This is a genomic window from Streptomyces sp. NPDC036764 (assembly GCF_055609385.1).
On record NZ_JBVJPT010000017.1, the window covers coordinates 1 to 19,132 of the forward strand.

The window sequence follows — 19,132 nt, forward strand, 5'->3', positions numbered from 1 at the left end:
GTCGGGCAGGGAGGCCGCCGTCTCTTGACGCCCGCCGCTGCGGGCGGACACCCCCCGGCACGTCCCCTTACGCCGTACGCGGGTGCTGCGCCAGCGCCGGCACGGTTCCTTACGCCGTGGGCGGCCGCGGGTGCGTTTCGGTGCAGGCCGCCTGCAACCCCGCTAGGGGCGCGGGGAACTGCGCGACCGGCCACGACGGACCCGCAGCCGCCGTACACGGATGCGGCCACGTCCTGATGCAGGCCGCCTGCAACCCCGCCAGGGGCGCGGGGAACTGCGCGACCAGCCCCCACGGGCCCGCAGTCACCGGACGTGGTCGACGCCCGCGGTCCCCTCGTGGCGCAGGTCGGCTGCAACTCCCCAGGGGCGCGGGGAACTGCGCGACCAGCCCCCACGGGCCCGCAGCCACCGGACGCGGGCGACGCCCACGGCCCCCTCGTGGCGCAGGCCGCCTGCAACCCCCTTAGGGGCGCGGGGAACTGCGCGACCAGCCCCCACGGGCCCGCAGCCACCGGACGTGGCCGACGCCCGCGGTCCCCTCGTGGCGCAGGTCGGCTGCAACTCCCCAGGGGCGCGGGGAACTGCGCGACCGGTCACGACGGACCCGCAGCCGCCGGACGCGAGTGTGCGTGCCCGTGAGGTGTTCGGTGCTGGGTCAGGCCGGGCGGACCACGCTGTGGATCGCCGACTCTCCGTCGTAGTAGATCGACTCCTCGCGGACGTACGCGCCGGGCTTGGGGGCGTGGATCATCATGCCGTTGCCGATGTAGATGCCCACGTGGGTGACGTCGTCGTAGAAGAAGACCAGGTCGCCGGGCTGGGCGCTGGAGAGGGGGACCGTGGTGCCGGCGTTGACCTGGTCGTAGGTGACGCGGGGGATGTCCACGCCGGCGGCCTTCCAGGCGGCCTGGGTGAGGCCGGAGCAGTCGTAGGAGTCGGGGCCGGTGGCGCCCCAGACGTACGGCTTGCCGATCTGCGAGCGGGAGAAGGCGAGGGCCTTCTCGGCCTTGGTGGCGTACGAGGAGTCCGAGGCCGATGAGTCCGAGCTGCCCGAGTCGGCGGGGGGCTCGGTGGTCTCCTGCTGCTGGGCGGCGGCTTCCTGACGCCGGCGTTCGGCCTCTGCCTGCTGGCGGGCCAGTTCGGCGGCCTTGCGGGCCGCCTCCTCCTGCTTGGCCTTCTCGATCGCGGCGAGGCGGGCCTTCTCCTCGGCCGTCAGCTTCGACAGGAGCTCGCGTGCGTCGGAGAGCTTCTGCTGGACGGTGGCCTTGGCGGACTTGAGGTCGTTCTGCGAGTCGGTGAGCGTCTCGAGGCTCTGGGTGGCCTCCTGACGCTTCTTCATCGTCTCGGACTGCTCGGTGAAGTAGTCGTCGACCGATTCCTTCTGACGGCCCGTCATCCGGTCCATCAACTGGGTCTGGTCGAAGTAGTCCTGCGGGGTGTCCGCCAGGAGGAAGGTCGCCGTGTCGGGGGCGGCGGCGCCGGTGCGGTACTGGGCGGCTGCGGAGCGGCCGAGTTCCTCGCGGGCTTCGTTGAGCTTCTGGGTGCGCTGGGCGACGTCGTCGAGGAGGGTGTCGACGCGCTTGCGCTGCTTCGCGGTCTTGTCCTTGGCCGCGTTGTACTTCTCGGTGGCCGACTCCGCCTGGCGGTAGAGGTCGTCGACCTTCTTCTCGACCTCTTCGAGGCTGGGCTTGTCGTCCGTCGACGGGCTGGCGTTGGCCGTCTGGGACAGCAGGGCCACGGAGGTGAGGGCGGCCGTGGCCAGGGCAGGGGTGCGTATGCCTGCTACGCGCGTACCGGCGGGACGCGACTTGCGGTGCGACGCCAAGGGAGGCGACTCCTTCCATAATCCGCCTACCGAGTTAGCTGTCGGGTTCGGGCGGGTGGTTCGGAAGGGTTGCCCTACGGCCTGTCCCCGGGAGGGGAGTCGGGCCGATTCACCCCAAGTTCGGTGGGTCCCCGGCTCCGGTCGCCATGAGGCGCGCCGGACTCGGCGGAGGCCGTGCGGCCCGGCGTCGTTCGCCGGTGGGGGTCGTACGGCCTGTCCGGCACCGTAGCCAACTCGTGTGGCCCCTGTGAAGGTTGATGTTCGATATGCCCGATACATTTTCGTGACCTTGGTCCTAAACGTTGCGGGCGGTCGGCGGTTCGGGGGAGTGTGCGGCTGTTTGTGCCGGAGGCGGTTGTTTAGGGCATTTGTTTGATTTGGGGGAGGTGGGGGGCGGGCCGGCCTGGTCGGTTGCGGGTTGTGGTGGGGTGCTTGCTTGGGGTGATGGGGGTGTGGCGGAAGATCGTCGGGCTCTGGGGGCGGTGATGTTTCGAGGGTGGGGGCGGGCTGTCAGTGGGGCGGCCTAGACTCGGAGAGCGATGAGCAGCCTCTTTGACGACAGCTTCCTGGCGGACCTCCAGGCCCCTCGGGCCCACGAGGAAGAGCACCCGCCGCCGCCCGAGGACGATCACGCTCCGGAACCGGTTCCGGACGATCTGTTCGGTGGGAAGTTCGACGTGCCACCGGACCGGGACGGCCACTACCGCGACGGTGCCCCGCGACCGGTCATCGACGCCGCCGCGCTGCTGGAAGGGCTGAACGACAACCAGCGCGCCGCCGTCGTCCACTCCGGCACCCCGCTGCTCATCGTGGCCGGCGCCGGATCCGGCAAGACGCGTGTGCTCACCCACCGCATCGCCCACCTGCTCGCCGAGCGGAACGTGCATCCGGGGCAGATCCTCGCGATCACCTTCACCAACAAGGCCGCGGGCGAGATGAAGGAGCGCGTGGAGCAGCTCGTCGGCCCGCGTGCGAACGCGATGTGGGTGATGACGTTCCACAGCGCGTGCGTGCGCATCCTGCGACGGGAGAGCAAGAAGCTCGGGTTCACTTCGTCCTTCTCGATCTACGACGCCGCCGACAGCAAGCGGCTGATGGCGCTGGTGTGCCGTGATCTGGATCTCGATCCCAAGCGTTTCCCGCCCAAGTCCTTCAGCGCCAAGATCAGCAACCTGAAGAACGAGCTGATCGACGAGGAGGACTTCGCCGCCCGGGCGACGGACGGCTTCGAGAAGACCCTCGCTCAGGCGTACGCCCTGTACCAGTCGCGGTTGCGGGAGGCCAACGCCCTCGACTTCGACGACCTGATCATGACGACGGTCAACCTGCTGCGCGCCTTCCCGGACGTCGCCGAGCACTACCGCCGGCGCTTCCGCCATGTGCTGGTGGACGAGTACCAGGACACCAACCACGCCCAATACGCGCTGGTACGCGAGCTCGTCGGGACCGGCGAGCACCCCGTCGACGTGCCGCCGAGCGAGCACGACCTGCCGCCCGCCGAGCTGTGCGTGGTGGGTGACGCCGACCAGTCGATCTACGCCTTCCGGGGCGCCACCATCCGCAACATCCTCCAGTTCGAGGAGGACTACCCGGACGCGACGACGATCCTGCTGGAGCAGAACTACCGCTCCACGCAGACGATCCTCACCGCCGCCAACGCGGTCATCGAGCGCAACGAGTCCCGCCGTCCGAAGAACCTGTGGACCAACGCGGGCGCGGGCGCCGGCATCACCGGCTACGTCGCGGACACCGAGCACGACGAGGCGCAGTTCGTCGCCGACGAGATAGACCGACTGACGGACGCGGGGGACGCGAAGGCCGGCGATGTCGCCGTCTTCTACCGTACGAACGCCCAGTCCCGTGTCTTCGAGGAAGTCTTCATCCGCGTCGGGCTGCCCTACAAGGTCGTCGGCGGGGTCCGCTTCTACGAGCGCAAGGAGGTCCGGGACGTTCTGGCCTACCTGCGGGTGCTGGCCAACCCCGAGGACTCCGTGCCGCTGCGGCGGATTCTGAACGTTCCCAAGCGGGGCATCGGTGAGCGTGCGGAGGCGATGATCGACGCGCTGTCGCAGCGGGAGAAGATCAGCTTCCCGCAGGCGCTCAAGCGTGTCGACGAGGCGTACGGGATGGCCGCGCGGTCCACCAACGCCGTCAAGCGGTTCAACACCCTGATGGAGGAGCTCCGTACGATCGTCGAGTCCGGCGCGGGACCGGCGACCGTCCTGGAGGCCGTCCTCGAACGGACCGGCTATCTCGCCGAGTTGCAGGCATCCACCGATCCTCAGGACGAGACCCGGATCGAGAACCTCCAGGAACTCGCGGCCGTCGCCCTGGAGTTCGAGCAGGAGTCGGCCGAGGGCGAGGCCGCCGGCGGGCTCTCGGACTTCCTGGAGCGGGTCGCGCTCGTCGCCGACTCCGACCAGATCCCGGACGACGAGGAGGACGGCTCCGGCGTCATCACCCTGATGACCCTCCACACCGCCAAGGGCCTGGAGTTCCCGGTCGTCTTCCTCACCGGCATGGAGGACGGCGTCTTCCCGCACATGCGCGCCCTCGGCCAGACGAAGGAGCTGGAGGAGGAGCGGCGGCTCGCGTACGTCGGCATCACGCGCGCGCGTGAGCGGCTGTATCTGACGCGCTCGTCGATGCGCAGCGCGTGGGGCCAGCCGTCGTACAACCCGCCGTCCCGCTTCCTGGAGGAGATCCCGGCACAGCACGTGGACTGGAAGCGCACGGGTGCGACCTCGCCGGTGCCCTCCGGTCCCGCGTCCGGAGTCGCCGCCTCGCTGTCCTCGTCCCGCTCGCGCTCCTCGGCCTCGGGTGCGTCCGGGTTCGCCACGCGCCGCACCTCCGAGAAGCCGGTCGTGCAACTGGCCGTCGGGGACCGGGTCACCCACGACCAGTTCGGGCTCGGCACCGTGATGGCCGTTAAGGGCACGGGCGCGAACGCCGAGGCGACGGTCGACTTCGGGGACACCAAGCCGAAGCGGCTGCTGCTGCGGTACGCGCCGGTGGAGAAGCTCTAGCGCCGCCGGCGAAGCTCGGGCACCGACGAGTGCGCCCCCGCTGCCGTTGCAGGGCGGGGGCGCGTGCTCAGGTCGTGGTGGCGTCGCCTACGACGGGTCGACCCCGTGGCTGCGCAGCCAGGACAGCGGGTCTATCGCCGAGCCGCCGCCGGGGCGTACCTCGAAGTGCAGGTGCGGGCCGGTCGAGTTGCCGGAGTTGCCGGAGTAGGCGATGGGGTCGCCGGCCTTGACCGTCGTACCGGAGGCGACGCGGTAGCTGGAGAGGTGGCAGTACCACGTCTCCGTGCCGTCCTTCGCGGTCACGATCATCATGTTGCCGTAGGCGCTGTTCCACTGCGTGCGGACGGTGCCGTCGGTCGCGGCCATCACCGTCGTGCCGTACGACACGGGGAAGTCGATGCCGGTGTGCACGGACATCCAGTTGATGCCGGACTGACCGAAGTAGGCGCTGAGGCCGTGCTGCGCGACCGGAACCGCGAACTTCGGACGCAGCCGCTCCTTGCGGGCCGCCTCCTCGGCGGCCTTGCGCTTCTCGGCCGCCTGCTGCGCCTTGAGGTCGATGCGCTCCTGCGTACGGCTGGCCCGGTCGGCGAAGTCGTCCGCGCCGGCCGAGAGGCTCTCGAGCTGGGAGTCCAGCTTGTTGTTCGCGGTGGACGGCTTCACGGCCTCGCCCTCGGAGGCCAGCGTGGACGCGTCCTTGTCGTCGGTCAGGGTGCCGACGGAGGCGGCGGCGATCCCCGCGACGCCCATCACACATGCCGAGGGCACGGCGACCGTCAGCAGCGCGGAGCGCTTCGGGGGCGTACGGCGGCGGGAGCGCGACCCGCTGCGGGAGCCGGTGCGAGGGGAGGGGGCCGGAGTGGTCTCCTCCTGGTCGTCGAGGAGCGGGGCCGCGGCGGGGAGTTCGCCGGTGGCGGTCAACTCGGCTTCGTGCTGGGCCGGGTCGTCGTACGGGGTGTGGTCGTACGAGGTGTGCTCGTCGTAGCCCGCGTGCTCTTCGTAGGCCGTGTGCTCGTCGTACGGCGTGTGCTCGTCGTACGCCGTGGCGGCGCCGTGCTCGATCTGGTCGAAGTGCGCGGTCGCCTGCTGGTCGAAGGATTCTGCTGACTGCTCGAAGCCGTCGGTCGCCTGCGCCGCGCTGCCGTCGGAGTTCCACTGGGTGGCGTCGTACGCCCCGGTGTCGAAGGCCGCCGTGCCCCATTCCCAGTGCTGGGTCTGGTCGGTCTGGACGCCGGCCTGATCGGGCTGGAGCCAGGCGTTCGCGTCCCACTGGCCGGAGACGTCATGGCCGTTGGCCTGCTGCGGGACGAAGGCGAGCCGCTCGTGGTCGGTGCCCCAGGCCGCGGTCTCGTACGCGCCGGTGTCGTAGGCGGCTTGGTGCTGGGCCGCGTAGCCGTCGTAGTGCGCGGTCTGATGGCTGCCTGTGGACCACTGGGTGGCGTCGTACGCGCCCGTGGCGTCGCCGGGGAGGCTGCCGAACAAGGGGTCGGCGTCGAAGGTCGGGGCGGCGTGACCGGTGGTGGCAAAACCTGTGGCGTCGTAGGTGCCGTAGGTGGTGGAGTCACCGTATTGGGCGTCCTGCGTGCCGTACGACGCGTAGTGCGCCGAGGCGGCGTCGGGAGCCGGAGTCGGAGACGTCATGGTCCCCGACGGGTGACGATCGTTCACCAACTTCTCTCTCGCCTCGACAACAGGGGCTGCCAGAGCAGTGCGGCGACTGTACCCGGCAGTACGCGGGCACGACAATCTTCGGCAGGTTTCGCGCTCGCAGGAAACGGGCATTCGGCCGTGTTTTGGCGGACTGCGGGCGCGAAGTTGGCTTTGTGTTCGAAGATTGTTCGATGTTGGACCGCTGTCATCGGGCTGTGTGAAGGCGGCTCGCGGGGTGACCGAGGGGTGGCGGCGGGGGCGGCGGGGCGGTCAGGCCACCGTCATGCCGTCGGTCCGGGTGACGGCCGCGGCTCCGGTGCGGGCGGAGTCCAGGGCCTGCCGTATCCCGGTCGCCACGGCGGGGTGCACCGGCAGCGCGAGGTGGCCGACGCCGCTCACGCGGACGTTCTGTGCCAACAGGTCCGGGTGGTCGATGCAGGCCGTCTCCAGCGGGTCCATCAGGTGGTCGAGGTCGCTCCAGAAGCTCACGAAGTGCGTACGGCAGCCCGGTGCGGGGCGGGCCAGCTCCTCCAGGATGGGTGAGCCGGGGCGCATCTGACGCACGATGGGGTGCGCGTTCGCCAGCGGGACGACACGCGTGCCGGAGTGCGGCGTGCCGAGCGTGACGAGTGTGCGGACCCTGTGGTCGCCGCCGAGGCGCTGCACGTAGTACCGCGCTATCAGCCCGCCGAGGCTGTGTCCGACGACATCGACCTGGCTGCTGCCGGTGCGCTCGCAGATCCCCTCTATGTGCCGGCCGAGCAATTCGGCGGCCGTGCGGATGTCGCAGGTCAGGGGGGAGTAGTTGAGCGACTCGACCTGGTGCCTGCCGTGCTGGGCGAGGTTTCGGCGCAGCAGGACGAAGACCGAGCGGTTGTCTATGAAGCCGTGCAGCAGGACGACGGGGGGATCGGTCTCCGTCGGGAGCTGGGCGGTGTCCAGGGAGGGGAGCGCGGGGGTGGTGCGGCGCTCCTGTGTGATGCCGGAGGGATAGAGGAGCAGATGTCCGGCGAGGATCGCGATCTCCAGGGCGGTCGCCTTCAGCAGGGCCAGGGAGAGGCCGGCGAGCCTGCTCGGGAGCAGACGCCGGTAGAGCGGGAGAAAGGGGAGTGTTGCCCCGGTGACCTTCATGGCCGACCTCCTTGTGGCACATAGGAGGACGGCTCCGGCCCCCGTGTGCCTTCGTGGGAAGTCGCGGCCGAGGCGGTCGGCGGGGTATGGCAAGGGCCCGTGGGGCGAGCGAGGCGCGCGCTGCGCGGAGCGGCCCTGGTGGCCGTGGTGCGCCGATGACCTGGCGGGGCTCCCTGCCGGTGTGGCGACGAGGCTTCCCCGCTGTCGTGCCTTACCTGCCCTACGTGCCCTTCGTACCACCGTCGACCCGCCGCACCGCCACGTCGCGCGGCCTGCGGCGCGGTGGTGCGGCGACCTCGTTGCGGCTCCCGTTGCGCTTGGTCCCGCTGCGACGCGTGTGCCGCAGGCTGCTGCGGCCCGTGTGCCGCAGAGATGTGGAACGGTGCGCGGCGAACGTGTCCCACCGTGTGATTTCCCCCTCGGTCTGCACCGCGAAACTGCCGGTTGCGGGATGCTGGCGATAACGTTCGTTCACTTCTCCGGGCAGCGTGGCCCGGGGCATCCGTGCCGAGTGGGCGCGTCCGGTGCGGTGAGCGGCGGAAATGTGCCATAGGCGCACCATGTATGGCATGTGCGGGTATGACATATGCGGTGAGTGCGGCATGACTCATGCATGAGCAGTGCTTGTCGGTACGGATGGATGTAGTCGCTTCATGGAGGCAGTGATGGGTGTGGCAGCCGGTCCGATCCGCGTGGTGGTGGCCAAGCCGGGACTCGACGGCCACGATCGTGGGGCCAAGGTGATCGCGCGGGCGCTGCGCGACGCCGGTATGGAGGTCATCTACACCGGGCTTCACCAGACGCCCGAGCAGATCGTCGACACCGCGATCCAGGAGGACGCCGACGCGATCGGTCTGTCCATCCTCTCCGGGGCCCACAACACCCTCTTCGCCGCCGTGATCGCCCTCCTCAAGGAGCGCGACGCGGAGGACATCCTCGTCTTCGGCGGCGGGATCATTCCCGAGGCGGACATCGCCCCGCTGAAGGAGAAGGGTGTCGCGGAGATCTTCACGCCGGGCGCGACCACACAGGCGATCGTGGACTGGGTCCGGGCGAACGTGCGTCAGCCGGCAGGGGCCTAGGTCGCTGTTCGGCGCGGGTGAGCGAGGGTGGCCGGCCCTGAGAACTGCCGCCCCCGGACCCCCGCTTCGGCCCTGAACGGGCCTCGTCCTCAAACTCGTCCGGAGGGGGTATCCCCAGCCGTGCTGGACGGTTCCAGCTCCTTGATCATGGCTGCCCGCATCCGCAGTGTCGTCACCAGCCGCTGGAATGCCTCCGCCCAGTACCCCCCGGCCCCCGGCGACGCGTCCTCCGGTTCGTCCGGCACCGCCAGCAGGCCGTCCAGGCGGCTCGCCTCGGCCGGGTCGAGGCAGCGCTCGGCCAGGCCCATCACTCCGCTGAAACTCCATGGATAACTCCCCGCGTCCCGCGCGATGTTGAGCGCGTCCACGACCGCCCGCCCCAGCGGTGCGGCCCACGGCACCGCGCACACCCCGAGTAGCTGAAACGCCTCCGACAGACCGTGCGTCGCGATGAACCCGGCGACCCACTCGGCCCGCTCGGCCGCGCCCAGCGTGCCCAGCAGCTTCGCCCGCTCGGCCAGGGACACCGCCCCCGGACCGCCGGCCTCCGGCGCGGAGGGCGAGCCGAGCAGCGCCCTGGCCCAGTCGCCGTCCCGCTGCCGTACGGCCGCCCGGCACCATGCCGCGTGCAGCTCGGCCTGCCAGTCGTCCGTCACCGGCAGGGCCACGATCTCCCCGGGCGTACGTCCGCCGAGCCGCCTCGCCCAGGTGCCGAGCGGTGTCGCTTCCACCAACTGGCCGAACCACCAGGACCGTTCGCCCCGACCCGCCGGAGCCTTGGCCACCACCCCGTCGCGCTCCATGCCCGCGTCGCACTCGTGCGGTGCCTCGACGCCGATCGTCGGTGCCTCACCCGTGTGATCCAGCGCCACGCAGGCACCGGCGCGCACCGCCATCCGCGCCGCGAGCGCCGAATCCGGCAGCGCCGACAGCAACTCCGCCGCCGTCGCGCGGACATTGCGGCTCCGGTCGGCCAGCGCCTGCTCCAGGAACGGCTCGTCCTGCGGGCCGAGCCGCATGCGCAGCGAGTCGAGGAACATCAGCCGGTCCTCGGCCCGCTCCGTCGCCCACGTCGTGGTGAGCAGCTCACGCGCGGCTTCGGGCTCACGGGCGCGTATCGCGGACAGCAGAGCGACCCGCTCCGCGAACAGGCCCTCCTGCCAGAGCTGTCGGACCTTGGCCGGGTCGTCGAGATGCGGCAGCGTCGCACCCCCGCCCGGGGTCGCGCGCAGGGCGAAGCGCCAGTCCGGGTTGAGCCGGGCGAGCCACACCGCGCGCGAGCCCGCGAACGTCAGCGCCGCCGGGCGCAGATCCGTACGTCCGCGCGCCGCGTCCAGCAGCGCGGGCAGCACCTCGGGAGGTGGTGCGAGACCCCGGTCGTTCGCCCGCGCGAGCCACTCGGGCAGCAGCTCCACGAGGTCCGGAGCCGTGCCTCTGCGTCCGCCGCCGCCTGTGCCGGGACGGTCGGCCAGCAGCAGCGCCAGCCTGCGGGCGGCGGCAGGGGCAAGCGCCGGTCGCTCGTCCTCGGGGGCCGGGTGCGGGCGCTCGGCCGCCCGTGCCGGTAGCAGCCCGGCCCGCCGCCGCACGGTCTCCACGGCCGCCGCGTCCAGCAACGCCACCGGCGCCCGGCGGCCCGGCGGACAGCCCGGCGGCGTACGCCGGTCCGTCCCGAGCAGCGCCGCCGTGACGAGCTCCTCCCAGGCGCTCGGCGCGGGCGAATCCACGGGAACGGAGGGACTGTTCATGAGGTTCGTTCCTCTCTGCCTTCGTGTGCTGGGTGCCGTGGCGTGATTCGTGGTCGGGGGAAGGGGCGGGGAGAGAGACGGCGCCTGGCGCTCAGCAGAGCCGCACGGCCTCGCCCGACCCCTCCGCCCAGGCCGTGAGCGGGGTGAAGCCGCGGTGGCCGCACTCGCCGAACACCTTCACCGGAGCGCCGCCCGACAGCGCGACCAGGCGCCACAGCCCCGGACGGGCGCGGGCGGCCGGGGTGAGCGGCAGCGCCGTGTCCGCGTCGGCGTCCGCCAACTGCCAGGAGTCGCCGTCCGGCGTCGGTATGACCCGGTCCAGGGTCACCGGAACGGAGTCCAGCCACGGATCGTCGCGCAGCGCATCGCCGTAACGGGCGGCCGCCTCGGCCGTCGTCAGGCCGGGTGGCCGCATCGACGCGGGTGCGGGTGGAGCGAACTGCTCGCCCAGGCTCGCCCGCAGTTGGCCTGCCCCGGGGTATGCCGCCAGCTCCGCCTCCAGGGCCAGGCCCACCGGCAGCGTCAGCTCGGGGGCGCGGCCGGCTGCGCCATAAGAGAGGAGCAACGCGGTACGGCCCGAGTCGGCGCCATGCAGCCAGATCCGGCGCGTCGTGAGCTTCACGTCGGCCGTGTCGTACTGGGCTAGGACCAGCCAGCGGTCCCGCACGGGCGGGCCGTCCGCCGATGCGGGCAGGCCGATGCGGGAGCGGACCGTGTCCGCCAGGCCCTCGGGCAGCCCCTCGCGGCGCAGCCAGCCCTGGTCGAGAAGATGAAGCAGGGCGCACTCCTCCAGCAGGCGCACCGGCCAGCCCGGCCCGGACGCCGGGATCGCCCCCAACTCCCGCACACGCGCCGCCAGCCCCGGGGCCTGGGCGTCGACCATACGGGCGGCCGTCTCCTCCCACAGCCCGTACCCCGCCTGTTCGGCGCCGGCCAGGCCGCCCCGCAGCAGGTCGGTCAGGCGCTGCTCCAGCTCCGTCGCCCCCGCGGTGACCCGCACGGCCCGGCGCTCCGCCCTGCGTCGTGCCGCCTCCGGATCAGCGGACGCCGATTCGGAACCGGACGGGCCCGCCGTCCGCTTCTCCTCGGCCCGCTGCCTTCTCCCCTTTATCCACTGCTCCGCCCAGTCCGGCGGCTCCGCCGCCGACGGCACCGCGCCGTCCCCGCCCGCCCAGAGCAGCAGCAGCCCGAGTGCGTGCTTGCACGGGAACTTCCGGCTCGGGCAACTGCACTTGTACGCGGGCCCGGACGCGTCCGCGATGTCGATGACCGTCTGATACGGCTTGCTGCCACTGCCCTTGCACAGCCCCCACACCGTCCCTTCGTCGGCACTCCCTGCCTCGGACCACGGCCCCGCCGCTCCGAGTTTGCTGCCCGCTTTGCGTGACGCGGCGTCAGGCGCCAGTGCCAGCACCTGGTCCGCAGTCCAGCGCACCCCCTGCTGAGTCATGTCATCGAAGGTAGATCCCACCACTGACAATCGGCCGGGGCGGCGGACACGGCGGTGGCCTCGTGACGGCGTTTGCGCAGGTCGGAACGCATTGTCAGTGGCGTGGTGCAACGTGGTTGCCAGATCCGAAACGGCTGAACCGGCCGAGCTGGAGGGGGACTTTGCCATGCCTGTGTCCGTAGAGGCGACATCCGCCGAGGCGGGGGAGACGGAACCGACCGAGGCGTTGCGACCGCATGCCGAGGATGCCTTCGCCCATGAACTCGCCGCGCTGGCCGCGCAGGACGACCGTCCGCGTCCGGCCCGATGGAAGCTTTCGCCGTGGGCCGTGGCCACGTATCTGCTCGGCGGCACGCTGGCGGACGGCACGGTGATCACACCGAAGTACGTGGGACCGCGCCGACTGGTCGAGGTCGCCGTCACCACGCTGGCCACCGACCGCGCCCTGCTTCTGCTCGGCGTGCCCGGCACCGCGAAGACCTGGGTCTCCGAACATCTGGCCGCGGCGGTCAGCGGCGACTCGACGCTGCTGGTGCAGGGCACGGCCGGCACACCGGAGGAGGCGATCCGCTACGGCTGGAACTACGCGCAACTGCTCGCGCACGGGCCGAGCCGCGACGCCCTCGTGCCGAGCCCCGTCATGCGGGCCATGTCGGACGGCATGACGGCCCGTGTCGAGGAGCTGACCCGTATTCCGGCCGACGTGCAGGACACGCTGATCACGATCCTGTCGGAGAAGACGCTGCCGATACCGGAGCTGGGACAGGAGGTGCAGGCGGTCTGCGGCTTCAATCTCATCGCCACGGCCAATGATCGCGACCGAGGGGTCAACGACCTCTCCAGCGCGCTGCGCCGCCGCTTCAACACGGTCGTGCTGCCGCTGCCGGCGAGCGTCGAGGCAGAGGTGGACATCGTCTCCCGCCGCGTCGACCAGATCGGCCGGTCCCTGGACCTACCCGCCGTGCCCGACGGCATCGACGAGATCCACCGTGTCGTCACCGTCTTCCGAGAGCTGCGCGACGGGGTCACCTCCGACGGCCGTACGAAGCTGAAGTCGCCCAGCGGCACGCTGTCGACGGCCGAGGCGATCTCCGTCGTCACCAACGGCCTCGCCCTGGCCGCGCACTTCGGCGACGGAGTGCTGCGCCCCGGCGACGTCGCCGCGGGCATCCTCGGCGCCGTCGTCCGCGACCCCGCCGCCGACCGTGTCATCTGGCAGGAGTACCTGGAGGCGGTCGTGCGTGAACGGGACGGCTGGACGGACTTCTACCGGGCCTGCCGAGAGGTGAGCGCGTGAACGACGAGGACGACCTCGGTTGGGGGCGCCCGCGTGGGGGCTCGGGTGGAAGCGGGTCCGTGGCGGCTGTGGGCAGGGGGGAGGCCGGGACGGTGACTGGCGACGACTCGGGGTGGCCGAGGGGCTGAGGGGGGCGGTGCGGTCCGGCGGCCCCGACGTAGGGGCCGCCGGACCGCGGGAGCTGGACCCGGATGAACGCCGGGCGACGGCGGGGAGGCGTGGGTGATGACGAGGCGGCGGGCGATGGCGTCGGACGGCTGTGGGGCAGGGGGGCGATGTGAACGGCGTTGAGAGGACCGGGAGTCGGGGGATGGACGCGGTCACCGGCGCGGCGGGCGATGAGCGCACGGAGTCGAGCAGCTCGGCGACAGCCCGTTCCGTGGCGAGGCCGTCGGGACCGTTGCTGCTCGGGGTACGGCACCATGGGCCCGGGTCGGCGCGTGCGGTGCGGGCGGCGCTGGACGCGGCGGCGCCACGCGCTGTGCTGATCGAAGGGCCGCCGGAGGCCGACGCGCTGATCCCGCTCGCCGGTGACGAGGCCATGCGGCCCCCGGTCGCGCTCCTCGCCCACGCCGTGGACGAGCCCGGCCGCTCGGCCTTCTGGCCGCTGGCCGAGTTCTCCCCGGAGTGGGTCGCGATCCGCTGGGCCTTGGAGCACCAGGTCCCGGCCCGGTTCATCGACCTGCCCGCCACCCACACGTTGGCGTGGGGGAAGCAGGACGAGACGGCGCTGGACGCGGAGGCGGGCGAGGGGGGTGAGCCGGCCGCGGGCGCCGGCGAATCCGGTGACGACGCGGACGGCTCCCGGACCGAGGAAAGCGATCCTGGTGCCGCCGTCCGTGTGGACCCCCTCGCCGTGCTCGCCGAAGTCGCCGGTTACGACGATCCCGAGCGGTGGTGGGAGGACGTCGTCGAGCACCGGGGGGTGGGGGACGGGGATGCGTTCGCGCCGTTCCTGGGGCTCGAGGAGGCCATGGCGGCGTTGCGGGAGGCGTACGGCAGCGGGGGACATGACCGGGATCTCGTACGCGAGGCCCATATGCGGCTCCAGATGCGGGCGGCGCAGCGGGAGTTCGGCGACGAGGTGGCCGTCGTGTGCGGGGCCTGGCATGTGCCCGCGCTGCGGCAGAAGAGCACCGTCGCCGCCGACAGGGCGCTGCTGAAGGGGCTGGCCAAGGTCAGGGCCGACATGACCTGGGTGCCGTGGACGAACCGGCGGTTGGCGCGGGTCAGCGGGTACGGGGCGGGGATCGACTCGCCGGGGTGGTACGGGCACCTGTTCAGCGCGCCGGACCGGCCGGTCGAGCGGTGGATGACCAAGGTGGCCGGGCTGCTGCGGGACGAGGACCGGATCGTGTCCTCCGCGCATGTCATCGAGGCGGTGCGGCTGGCGCAGACGCTCGCGGCGATGCGCGGACGCCCGCTGCCGGGGCTGAGCGAGACGACCGACGCGGTGCGGGCGGTCATGTGCGAGGGCTCGGACGTGCCGTTGGCGCTGGTGCAGGACCGGCTGGTCGTGGGGGATGTGCTGGGGGAGGTGCCGCGATCGGCGCCGGCGGTGCCGTTGCAGCGGGACCTCGACCGGATCCAGCGGCGGCTGCGGCTCAAGCCGGAGGCGCTGGAGCGGGAGTTGGAGCTCGACCTGCGCAAGGAGAACGACGCCGAGCGCAGCAGGCTGCTGCACCGGCTGCGGCTGCTGCGCGTGGAGTGGGGCGAGCCGGTCGCGTCGCGGGGCAGCACGGGGACGTTCCGGGAGACATGGCGGCTGCGGTGGGAGCCGGAGCTGTCCGTGCGGGTCGCCGAGGCCGGGGTGTGGGGGACCACCGTGTTCGCCGCGGCGACCGCCAAGGCCGAGGCGGACGCCGTCTCCGCGGCGGGCCTCGCCGATGTCACCGCCCTCGCCGAGCGCTGCCTCCTGGCCGAACTGCCGGACGCGCTGCCGACGGTGATGCGGATCCTCGCCGACCGGGCCGCACTCGACGCCGACGTCGGCCATCTCGCCCAGGCCCTGCCCGCGCTGGTCCGCTCGCTGCGGTACGGCGATGTGCGCGGCACGGACACCGGGGCGCTGGCCGAGGTCGCCGCGGGGCTCGCCGAGCGCGTCTTCGTCGGCCTGCCCCCGGCCTGCGCCGCACTGGACGCGGACGCGGCCGAGGAGATGCGGCGCCATGTCGACGCGGTGCATGGCGCGGTCGGACTGCTGGGCGAGGCTGCGACCTCGGGGCGGGATGCGGGGGGCGGGGGTGGACCCGGCTCCGGTCAGGGAGAGGTGGGTTGCGGGTCGGGTCGTGGTGGCGAGGGCGACGTCGCCGGGCGTGGCGGCGAGGGTGAGGCCGCCGGCACGGGGCATGGTCCTGAGGATCAGGCCGCCGGGGTCGGGTGCGGTGTGCCTGGTGAGGAGGCGTCGGCAGGGCGTGGTGGTTCGGGGAGATCGCCCGCCCTCGGGCACGGGGATCTGCGCAAGCGCTGGCACGCGGTGCTTCGGGTGCTGGCCGGGCGGGACACCGTGCCCGGCGTCATCAGGGGGCGCGCGGTGCGATTGCTGCTGGACGACGGGGAGTTGGCGCAGGACGAGGCGGCTCGGGCGATGGGGCTCGCGTTGTCGCCGGGGACGCCGCCGGGGGACGCGGCCGCGTGGATCGAAGGGTTCGTCGGGGGCGGCTCGGGCGGCGGGATGCTGCTCGTGCACGACGAGCGGTTGCTCGGGTTGGTCGACGCGTGGCTGACGGGGGTGTCGGCGGAGGCGTTCACGGATGTGCTGCCGCTGCTGCGGCGCACCTTCTCGGCGTATGAGCCGGGAGTGCGGCGGACTCTCGGGGAGCTGGTCCGGCGGGGGCCGGGGGAGCGGGCCGGCGCGGGGATCGGTGGGTCCGGGATACCGGGATTCGCCGCCGACTTCGATGTCGAGCGTGCGGACGCCGTGGTGCCTTTGGTGCGGCTGCTGCTGGGGCTGGACCAGGCGGAGACGGGCGAGGGCGCCGACGGCGGCCTCGGGGACAACAACCTTGTGGGGGCGACGGGATGACGACCGACGTGGTGACGGAGCCGAGGGAACGGGCCGTGGCGGCGGGCGCCGGGAGGCAGCCGCACGCATTCGCGGCGCAGGACGCGAGGCCGTTGACGACGACCGTGCCGGTGCTGCCGCTGTGGGAGCGGCCTCGCAAGTGAGCGTGCCGATGACGACCGAGGCGATGGACCCGGCACGGGAGCGGCTGCGGCGATGGCGGATGGTGCTCGGCGGGGACGACGCCGACGGCACCGGGTGCGCGCTCGCCGGCAAGGACGCCGCGATGGACGGGGCGTTGACCGCGCTGTACGGGAAGGGGGACAAGGGGACGCAGTCGGGCAGGGACCGTTCCGCCGGGCTCGGGGCGTCGGCGCCGTCCGTGGCGCGGTGGCTCGGGGACATCCGGACGTACTTCCCGTCCTCCGTCGTCCAGGTCATGCAGCGGGACGCCATCGACCGGCTCGGGCTGTCGACGCTGTTGCTGGAGCCGGAGATGCTGGAGGCGGTGGAGGCGGACGTGCACCTCGTGGGCACGTTGCTCTCGCTCAACCGGGCGATGCCGGAGACGACGAAGGAGACGGCACGCGCCGTTGTGCGCAAGGTCGTCGAGGACCTGGAGAAGCGGCTCGCCACCCGCACGCGGGCCACCCTCACCGGCGCTCTCGACCGCAGTGCCCGGATCAGCCGGCCGCGCCACCACGACATCGACTGGAACCGCACCATCGCGGCCAACCTCAAGCACTATCTGCCGGAGTACCGGACGATCGTGCCGGAGCGGCTCATCGGGTACGGGCGGGCGTCGCAGTCCGTGAAGAAGGAGGTCGTCCTCTGCATCGACCAGTCGGGCTCGATGGCGGCGTCGGTGGTGTACGCGTCGGTGTTCGGGGCCGTGCTGGCGTCGATGCGGTCCATCAACACGCGGCTGGTCGTCTTCGACACCTCCGTCGTCGACCTCACCGACCAGCTCGACGATCCCGTGGACGTCCTCTTCGGCACCCAGCTCGGCGGCGGCACGGACATCAACCGGGCGCTCGCGTACTGCCAGTCGCAGATCACCCGGCCCGCGGAGACGGTGGTCGTGCTGATCAGCGATCTGTACGAGGGCGGCATACGCAACGAGATGCTCAAGCGGGTCGCCGCGATGAAGGCGTCGGGAGTGCAGTTCGTGGCGCTGCTGGCGCTGTCGGACGAGGGGGCGCCGGCGTACGACCGGGAACACGCGGCCGCGCTCGCCGCGTTGGGCGCTCCGGCCTTCGCGTGTACGCCCGACCTGTTTCCGGAGGTGATGGCGGCGGCCATCGAGAAGCGGCCGATTCCGGTGCCGGACGCCGTCTGAGGGCGGCATGGCTCCGAGGATGCAATGGCGCGGAGTTACTGGTGATTTGTCGACCAAGCGATGACCGACTTCCGCCAGCAAAACGGACATGAGTGCGCATCGGTAGCGGGGGGCTTGCGCGACGACAGGAGGGGCGTGCAAGGATCAACGCCTGCTCGGTGGTGCGCCGTCGCGCCGCCCGTCCGTACCGCGTCCAGTCGACTCGACGCTCGTCACGTGTACTTCGTTCCGCCCCACGGAGGGACCAGCCCGTCTTGACCTGGCCAGCCACCTTGCCCGGTGCCGCTGTGCGCGTCCTGCGCATCGCGGCCGGGCGGCGTGCGCTGCAACTGGTGCTGGTGGCGGGCGGTCTGCTCGCGATCGGGCTCCTCGGCGGGGAGCGGGCGTATGCCGCGGACGGGTCGGACGGGGTGCCGGTGGGTGCTTCGTCGCTGTCGGCGGCGTCGGCAGTGGCGTCCGCGTCGACCCCGGTGTCGGACGAACTCCGGTCAGACGAATTCCGGTCATCGGCGCAGGGCACGGTCGAGCACCTCCTGAACCCGCCCACCACCCCCACTTCGCCTGACGCGCAGGCCAAGCCCTGCGCGCACGACGAGTCGACGGCGCCGCCCGCCAAGCCGGCGCCTCCCCGGGCTCCCGCCCCCGAGGACCGGATTCCTCGGCCCCAGAGGCCCCAGGCACCTCAGCCTCAGGCCCCTCAGATTTCTCAGGCCCAAGCACCCCGGGCCTACACCCCCCAACCCGCCACCCACGACCAGATCCTCACCCCGGTGACCGAGCAGGTCGGCCAGGCCGACGGCGGCCAGGTCGTGCGGACGTCGACCGGGGAGCTGGCCGCAGGGCTGGCCGAGATGCAGGCGACGGTGCCGCCGTTGGTGTCGCTGCCCTCGCTGCCGACGGCACCCGAGACGACGTGGCCGAGTTGGCCGGGGTGGGAGCTGCCCGCCATTCCCGGGATCCCGGACCTGCCGGGCGCCGATGTGCCCGTGCTGCCGGGGCAGACGTTGCCGGCTCCCGTCACCGGGACGCCGCAGCCGGGGTCGGGTTCCAACGCGCCCGGCCCGGGCGACGGACGCGGAGTCAAGGGACGTACCGGCAAGGAAGCGGCCGCCGTCCACGGCCCCCGCTTCGGCGCCGACGGCACCGCGTCCCACACTCCTGCCGCCGGCCACGCGCACCGCACCGCGCCCTCCGGCTACGCCCCCGCACACCAGGTGCCGACCGACCACCCGGGTGGTGTGGTGGGCAACCACGCGGCGGGTGACAGCGGTACGCCGAGGCACGGGGACGCGCACGCGGTCTCGTTGAGTCGGCGTGTGGCGTTGCGGCTGGTGCCCGGCGCCGCCGCCCGTGCGGAAGCGGACGCGATCCAGGACAGGCACCGGGACATTCCGGTTTCCCCCGCCTAGGCCTCTGAGCCGCTAGGCCGTAGGCCGCCTTCCCCGCCGTAGACCTGTCGCGCGGGGGCGGAAACAGGTCTGCCCGTCCGTCCGGACACCCCCAGTTCCCGGATGTCCCGCGACATCCCCCGGACGGAAGCCGCCGGAGCCGTACCCGGTCCCGCTGGTCCCCGACTTCCCGGA

The 19,132-nt window shown here is 72.2% G+C and carries 12 protein-coding genes and 1 riboswitch; of the genes, 7 read left to right on the forward strand and 5 right to left on the reverse strand.

Annotation, left to right across the window (positions count from 1 at the left end):
- Nucleotides 1-655: 655 nt before the first annotated feature.
- Nucleotides 656-1,825, reverse strand: a complete 1,170-nt coding sequence (locus tag ACZ69Q_RS39535; protein WP_471052103.1) for a C40 family peptidase — start codon at nt 1,823-1,825, stop codon at nt 656-658.
- A gap of 7 nt (nt 1,826-1,832) precedes the next feature.
- Nucleotides 1,833-2,003: riboswitch (cyclic di-AMP (ydaO/yuaA leader) on the reverse strand.
- A gap of 361 nt (nt 2,004-2,364) precedes the next feature.
- On the opposite strand from ACZ69Q_RS39535, the gene pcrA reads away from it, so the two are divergent.
- Nucleotides 2,365-4,851 carry a DNA helicase PcrA gene (gene pcrA, locus ACZ69Q_RS39540; protein ID WP_471052104.1) on the forward strand — a complete coding sequence of 829 codons (2,487 nt, stop codon included), beginning with the start codon at nt 2,365-2,367 and terminating at the stop codon, nt 4,849-4,851.
- Between the two features lie 87 nt (nt 4,852-4,938).
- Here pcrA and ACZ69Q_RS39545 read toward each other — a convergent pair whose 3' ends face one another.
- Both ACZ69Q_RS39545 and ACZ69Q_RS39550 read right to left on the reverse strand, forming a co-directional pair.
- The gene (locus ACZ69Q_RS39545; protein ID WP_471052106.1) at nt 4,939-6,492 is read right to left on the reverse strand and encodes a M23 family metallopeptidase; all 1,554 of its coding nucleotides are present in this window, start codon (nt 6,490-6,492) and stop codon (nt 4,939-4,941) included.
- Between the two features lie 279 nt (nt 6,493-6,771).
- Nucleotides 6,772-7,632 carry an esterase/lipase family protein gene (locus tag ACZ69Q_RS39550; protein ID WP_471052109.1) on the reverse strand — a complete coding sequence of 287 codons (861 nt, stop codon included), beginning with the start codon at nt 7,630-7,632 and terminating at the stop codon, nt 6,772-6,774.
- A gap of 665 nt (nt 7,633-8,297) precedes the next feature.
- Between ACZ69Q_RS39550 and ACZ69Q_RS39555 the strand changes: the two genes are divergently transcribed.
- Nucleotides 8,298-8,714, forward strand: a complete 417-nt coding sequence (locus ACZ69Q_RS39555; protein ID WP_471052112.1) for a cobalamin B12-binding domain-containing protein — start codon at nt 8,298-8,300, stop codon at nt 8,712-8,714.
- An 89-nt stretch (nt 8,715-8,803) separates the two neighbouring features.
- Here ACZ69Q_RS39555 and ACZ69Q_RS39560 read toward each other — a convergent pair whose 3' ends face one another.
- Both ACZ69Q_RS39560 and ACZ69Q_RS39565 read right to left on the reverse strand, forming a co-directional pair.
- Nucleotides 8,804-10,459, reverse strand: coding sequence for a DUF5691 domain-containing protein (locus ACZ69Q_RS39560; protein ID WP_471052115.1), 1,656 nt, complete (start codon nt 10,457-10,459; stop codon nt 8,804-8,806).
- A gap of 91 nt (nt 10,460-10,550) precedes the next feature.
- A complete protein-coding gene (locus ACZ69Q_RS39565) occupies nt 10,551-11,909 on the reverse strand; it encodes an SWIM zinc finger family protein (protein WP_471052118.1) in 1,359 nt (452 codons plus the stop codon).
- 166 nt (nt 11,910-12,075) lie between these two features.
- On the opposite strand from ACZ69Q_RS39565, the gene ACZ69Q_RS39570 reads away from it, so the two are divergent.
- From ACZ69Q_RS39570 to ACZ69Q_RS39590, 5 genes are all read left to right on the forward strand, one after another.
- Nucleotides 12,076-13,206: an ATP-binding protein gene (locus ACZ69Q_RS39570; protein WP_471052121.1), complete on the forward strand. Its 1,131-nt coding sequence runs from the start codon at nt 12,076-12,078 to the stop codon at nt 13,204-13,206.
- Between the two features lie 310 nt (nt 13,207-13,516).
- Nucleotides 13,517-16,231, forward strand: coding sequence for a DUF5682 family protein (locus ACZ69Q_RS39575; RefSeq protein WP_471052124.1), 2,715 nt, complete (start codon nt 13,517-13,519; stop codon nt 16,229-16,231).
- Nucleotides 16,228-16,374, forward strand: coding sequence for a hypothetical protein (locus tag ACZ69Q_RS39580; protein ID WP_471052127.1), 147 nt, complete (start codon nt 16,228-16,230; stop codon nt 16,372-16,374). The genes ACZ69Q_RS39575 and ACZ69Q_RS39580 overlap by 4 nt, the downstream gene beginning before the upstream one ends.
- Nucleotides 16,375-16,382: 8 nt before the next feature.
- Nucleotides 16,383-17,549 carry a VWA domain-containing protein gene (locus tag ACZ69Q_RS39585; RefSeq protein ID WP_471052130.1) on the forward strand — a complete coding sequence of 389 codons (1,167 nt, stop codon included), beginning with the start codon at nt 16,383-16,385 and terminating at the stop codon, nt 17,547-17,549.
- A gap of 254 nt (nt 17,550-17,803) precedes the next feature.
- On the forward strand, nt 17,804-18,958 hold the full coding sequence (locus ACZ69Q_RS39590) for a hypothetical protein (RefSeq protein ID WP_471052132.1): 1,155 nt from the start codon (nt 17,804-17,806) through the stop codon (nt 18,956-18,958).
- Nucleotides 18,959-19,132: the final 174 nt, after the last annotated feature.

Excerpts from the sequence above, each read along its gene's own strand:
- ACZ69Q_RS39560 (WP_471052115.1), bottom strand. The coding sequence starts at position 10,459 with ATGAACAGTCCCTCCGTTCCCGTGGATTCGCCCGCGCCGAGCGCCTGG.
- ACZ69Q_RS39550 (WP_471052109.1), bottom strand. The coding sequence starts at position 7,632 with ATGAAGGTCACCGGGGCAACACTCCCCTTTCTCCCGCTCTACCGGCGT.
- ACZ69Q_RS39575 (WP_471052124.1), top strand. The coding sequence starts at position 13,517 with ATGGACGCGGTCACCGGCGCGGCGGGCGATGAGCGCACGGAGTCGAGC.
- ACZ69Q_RS39565 (WP_471052118.1), bottom strand. The coding sequence starts at position 11,909 with ATGACTCAGCAGGGGGTGCGCTGGACTGCGGACCAGGTGCTGGCACTG.
- ACZ69Q_RS39580 (WP_471052127.1), top strand. The coding sequence starts at position 16,228 with ATGACGACCGACGTGGTGACGGAGCCGAGGGAACGGGCCGTGGCGGCG.
- ACZ69Q_RS39545 (WP_471052106.1), bottom strand. The coding sequence starts at position 6,492 with ATGACGTCTCCGACTCCGGCTCCCGACGCCGCCTCGGCGCACTACGCG.
- ACZ69Q_RS39555 (WP_471052112.1), top strand. The coding sequence starts at position 8,298 with ATGGGTGTGGCAGCCGGTCCGATCCGCGTGGTGGTGGCCAAGCCGGGA.
- pcrA (WP_471052104.1), top strand. The coding sequence starts at position 2,365 with ATGAGCAGCCTCTTTGACGACAGCTTCCTGGCGGACCTCCAGGCCCCT.
- ACZ69Q_RS39570 (WP_471052121.1), top strand. The coding sequence starts at position 12,076 with ATGCCTGTGTCCGTAGAGGCGACATCCGCCGAGGCGGGGGAGACGGAA.
- ACZ69Q_RS39585 (WP_471052130.1), top strand. The coding sequence starts at position 16,383 with ATGACGACCGAGGCGATGGACCCGGCACGGGAGCGGCTGCGGCGATGG.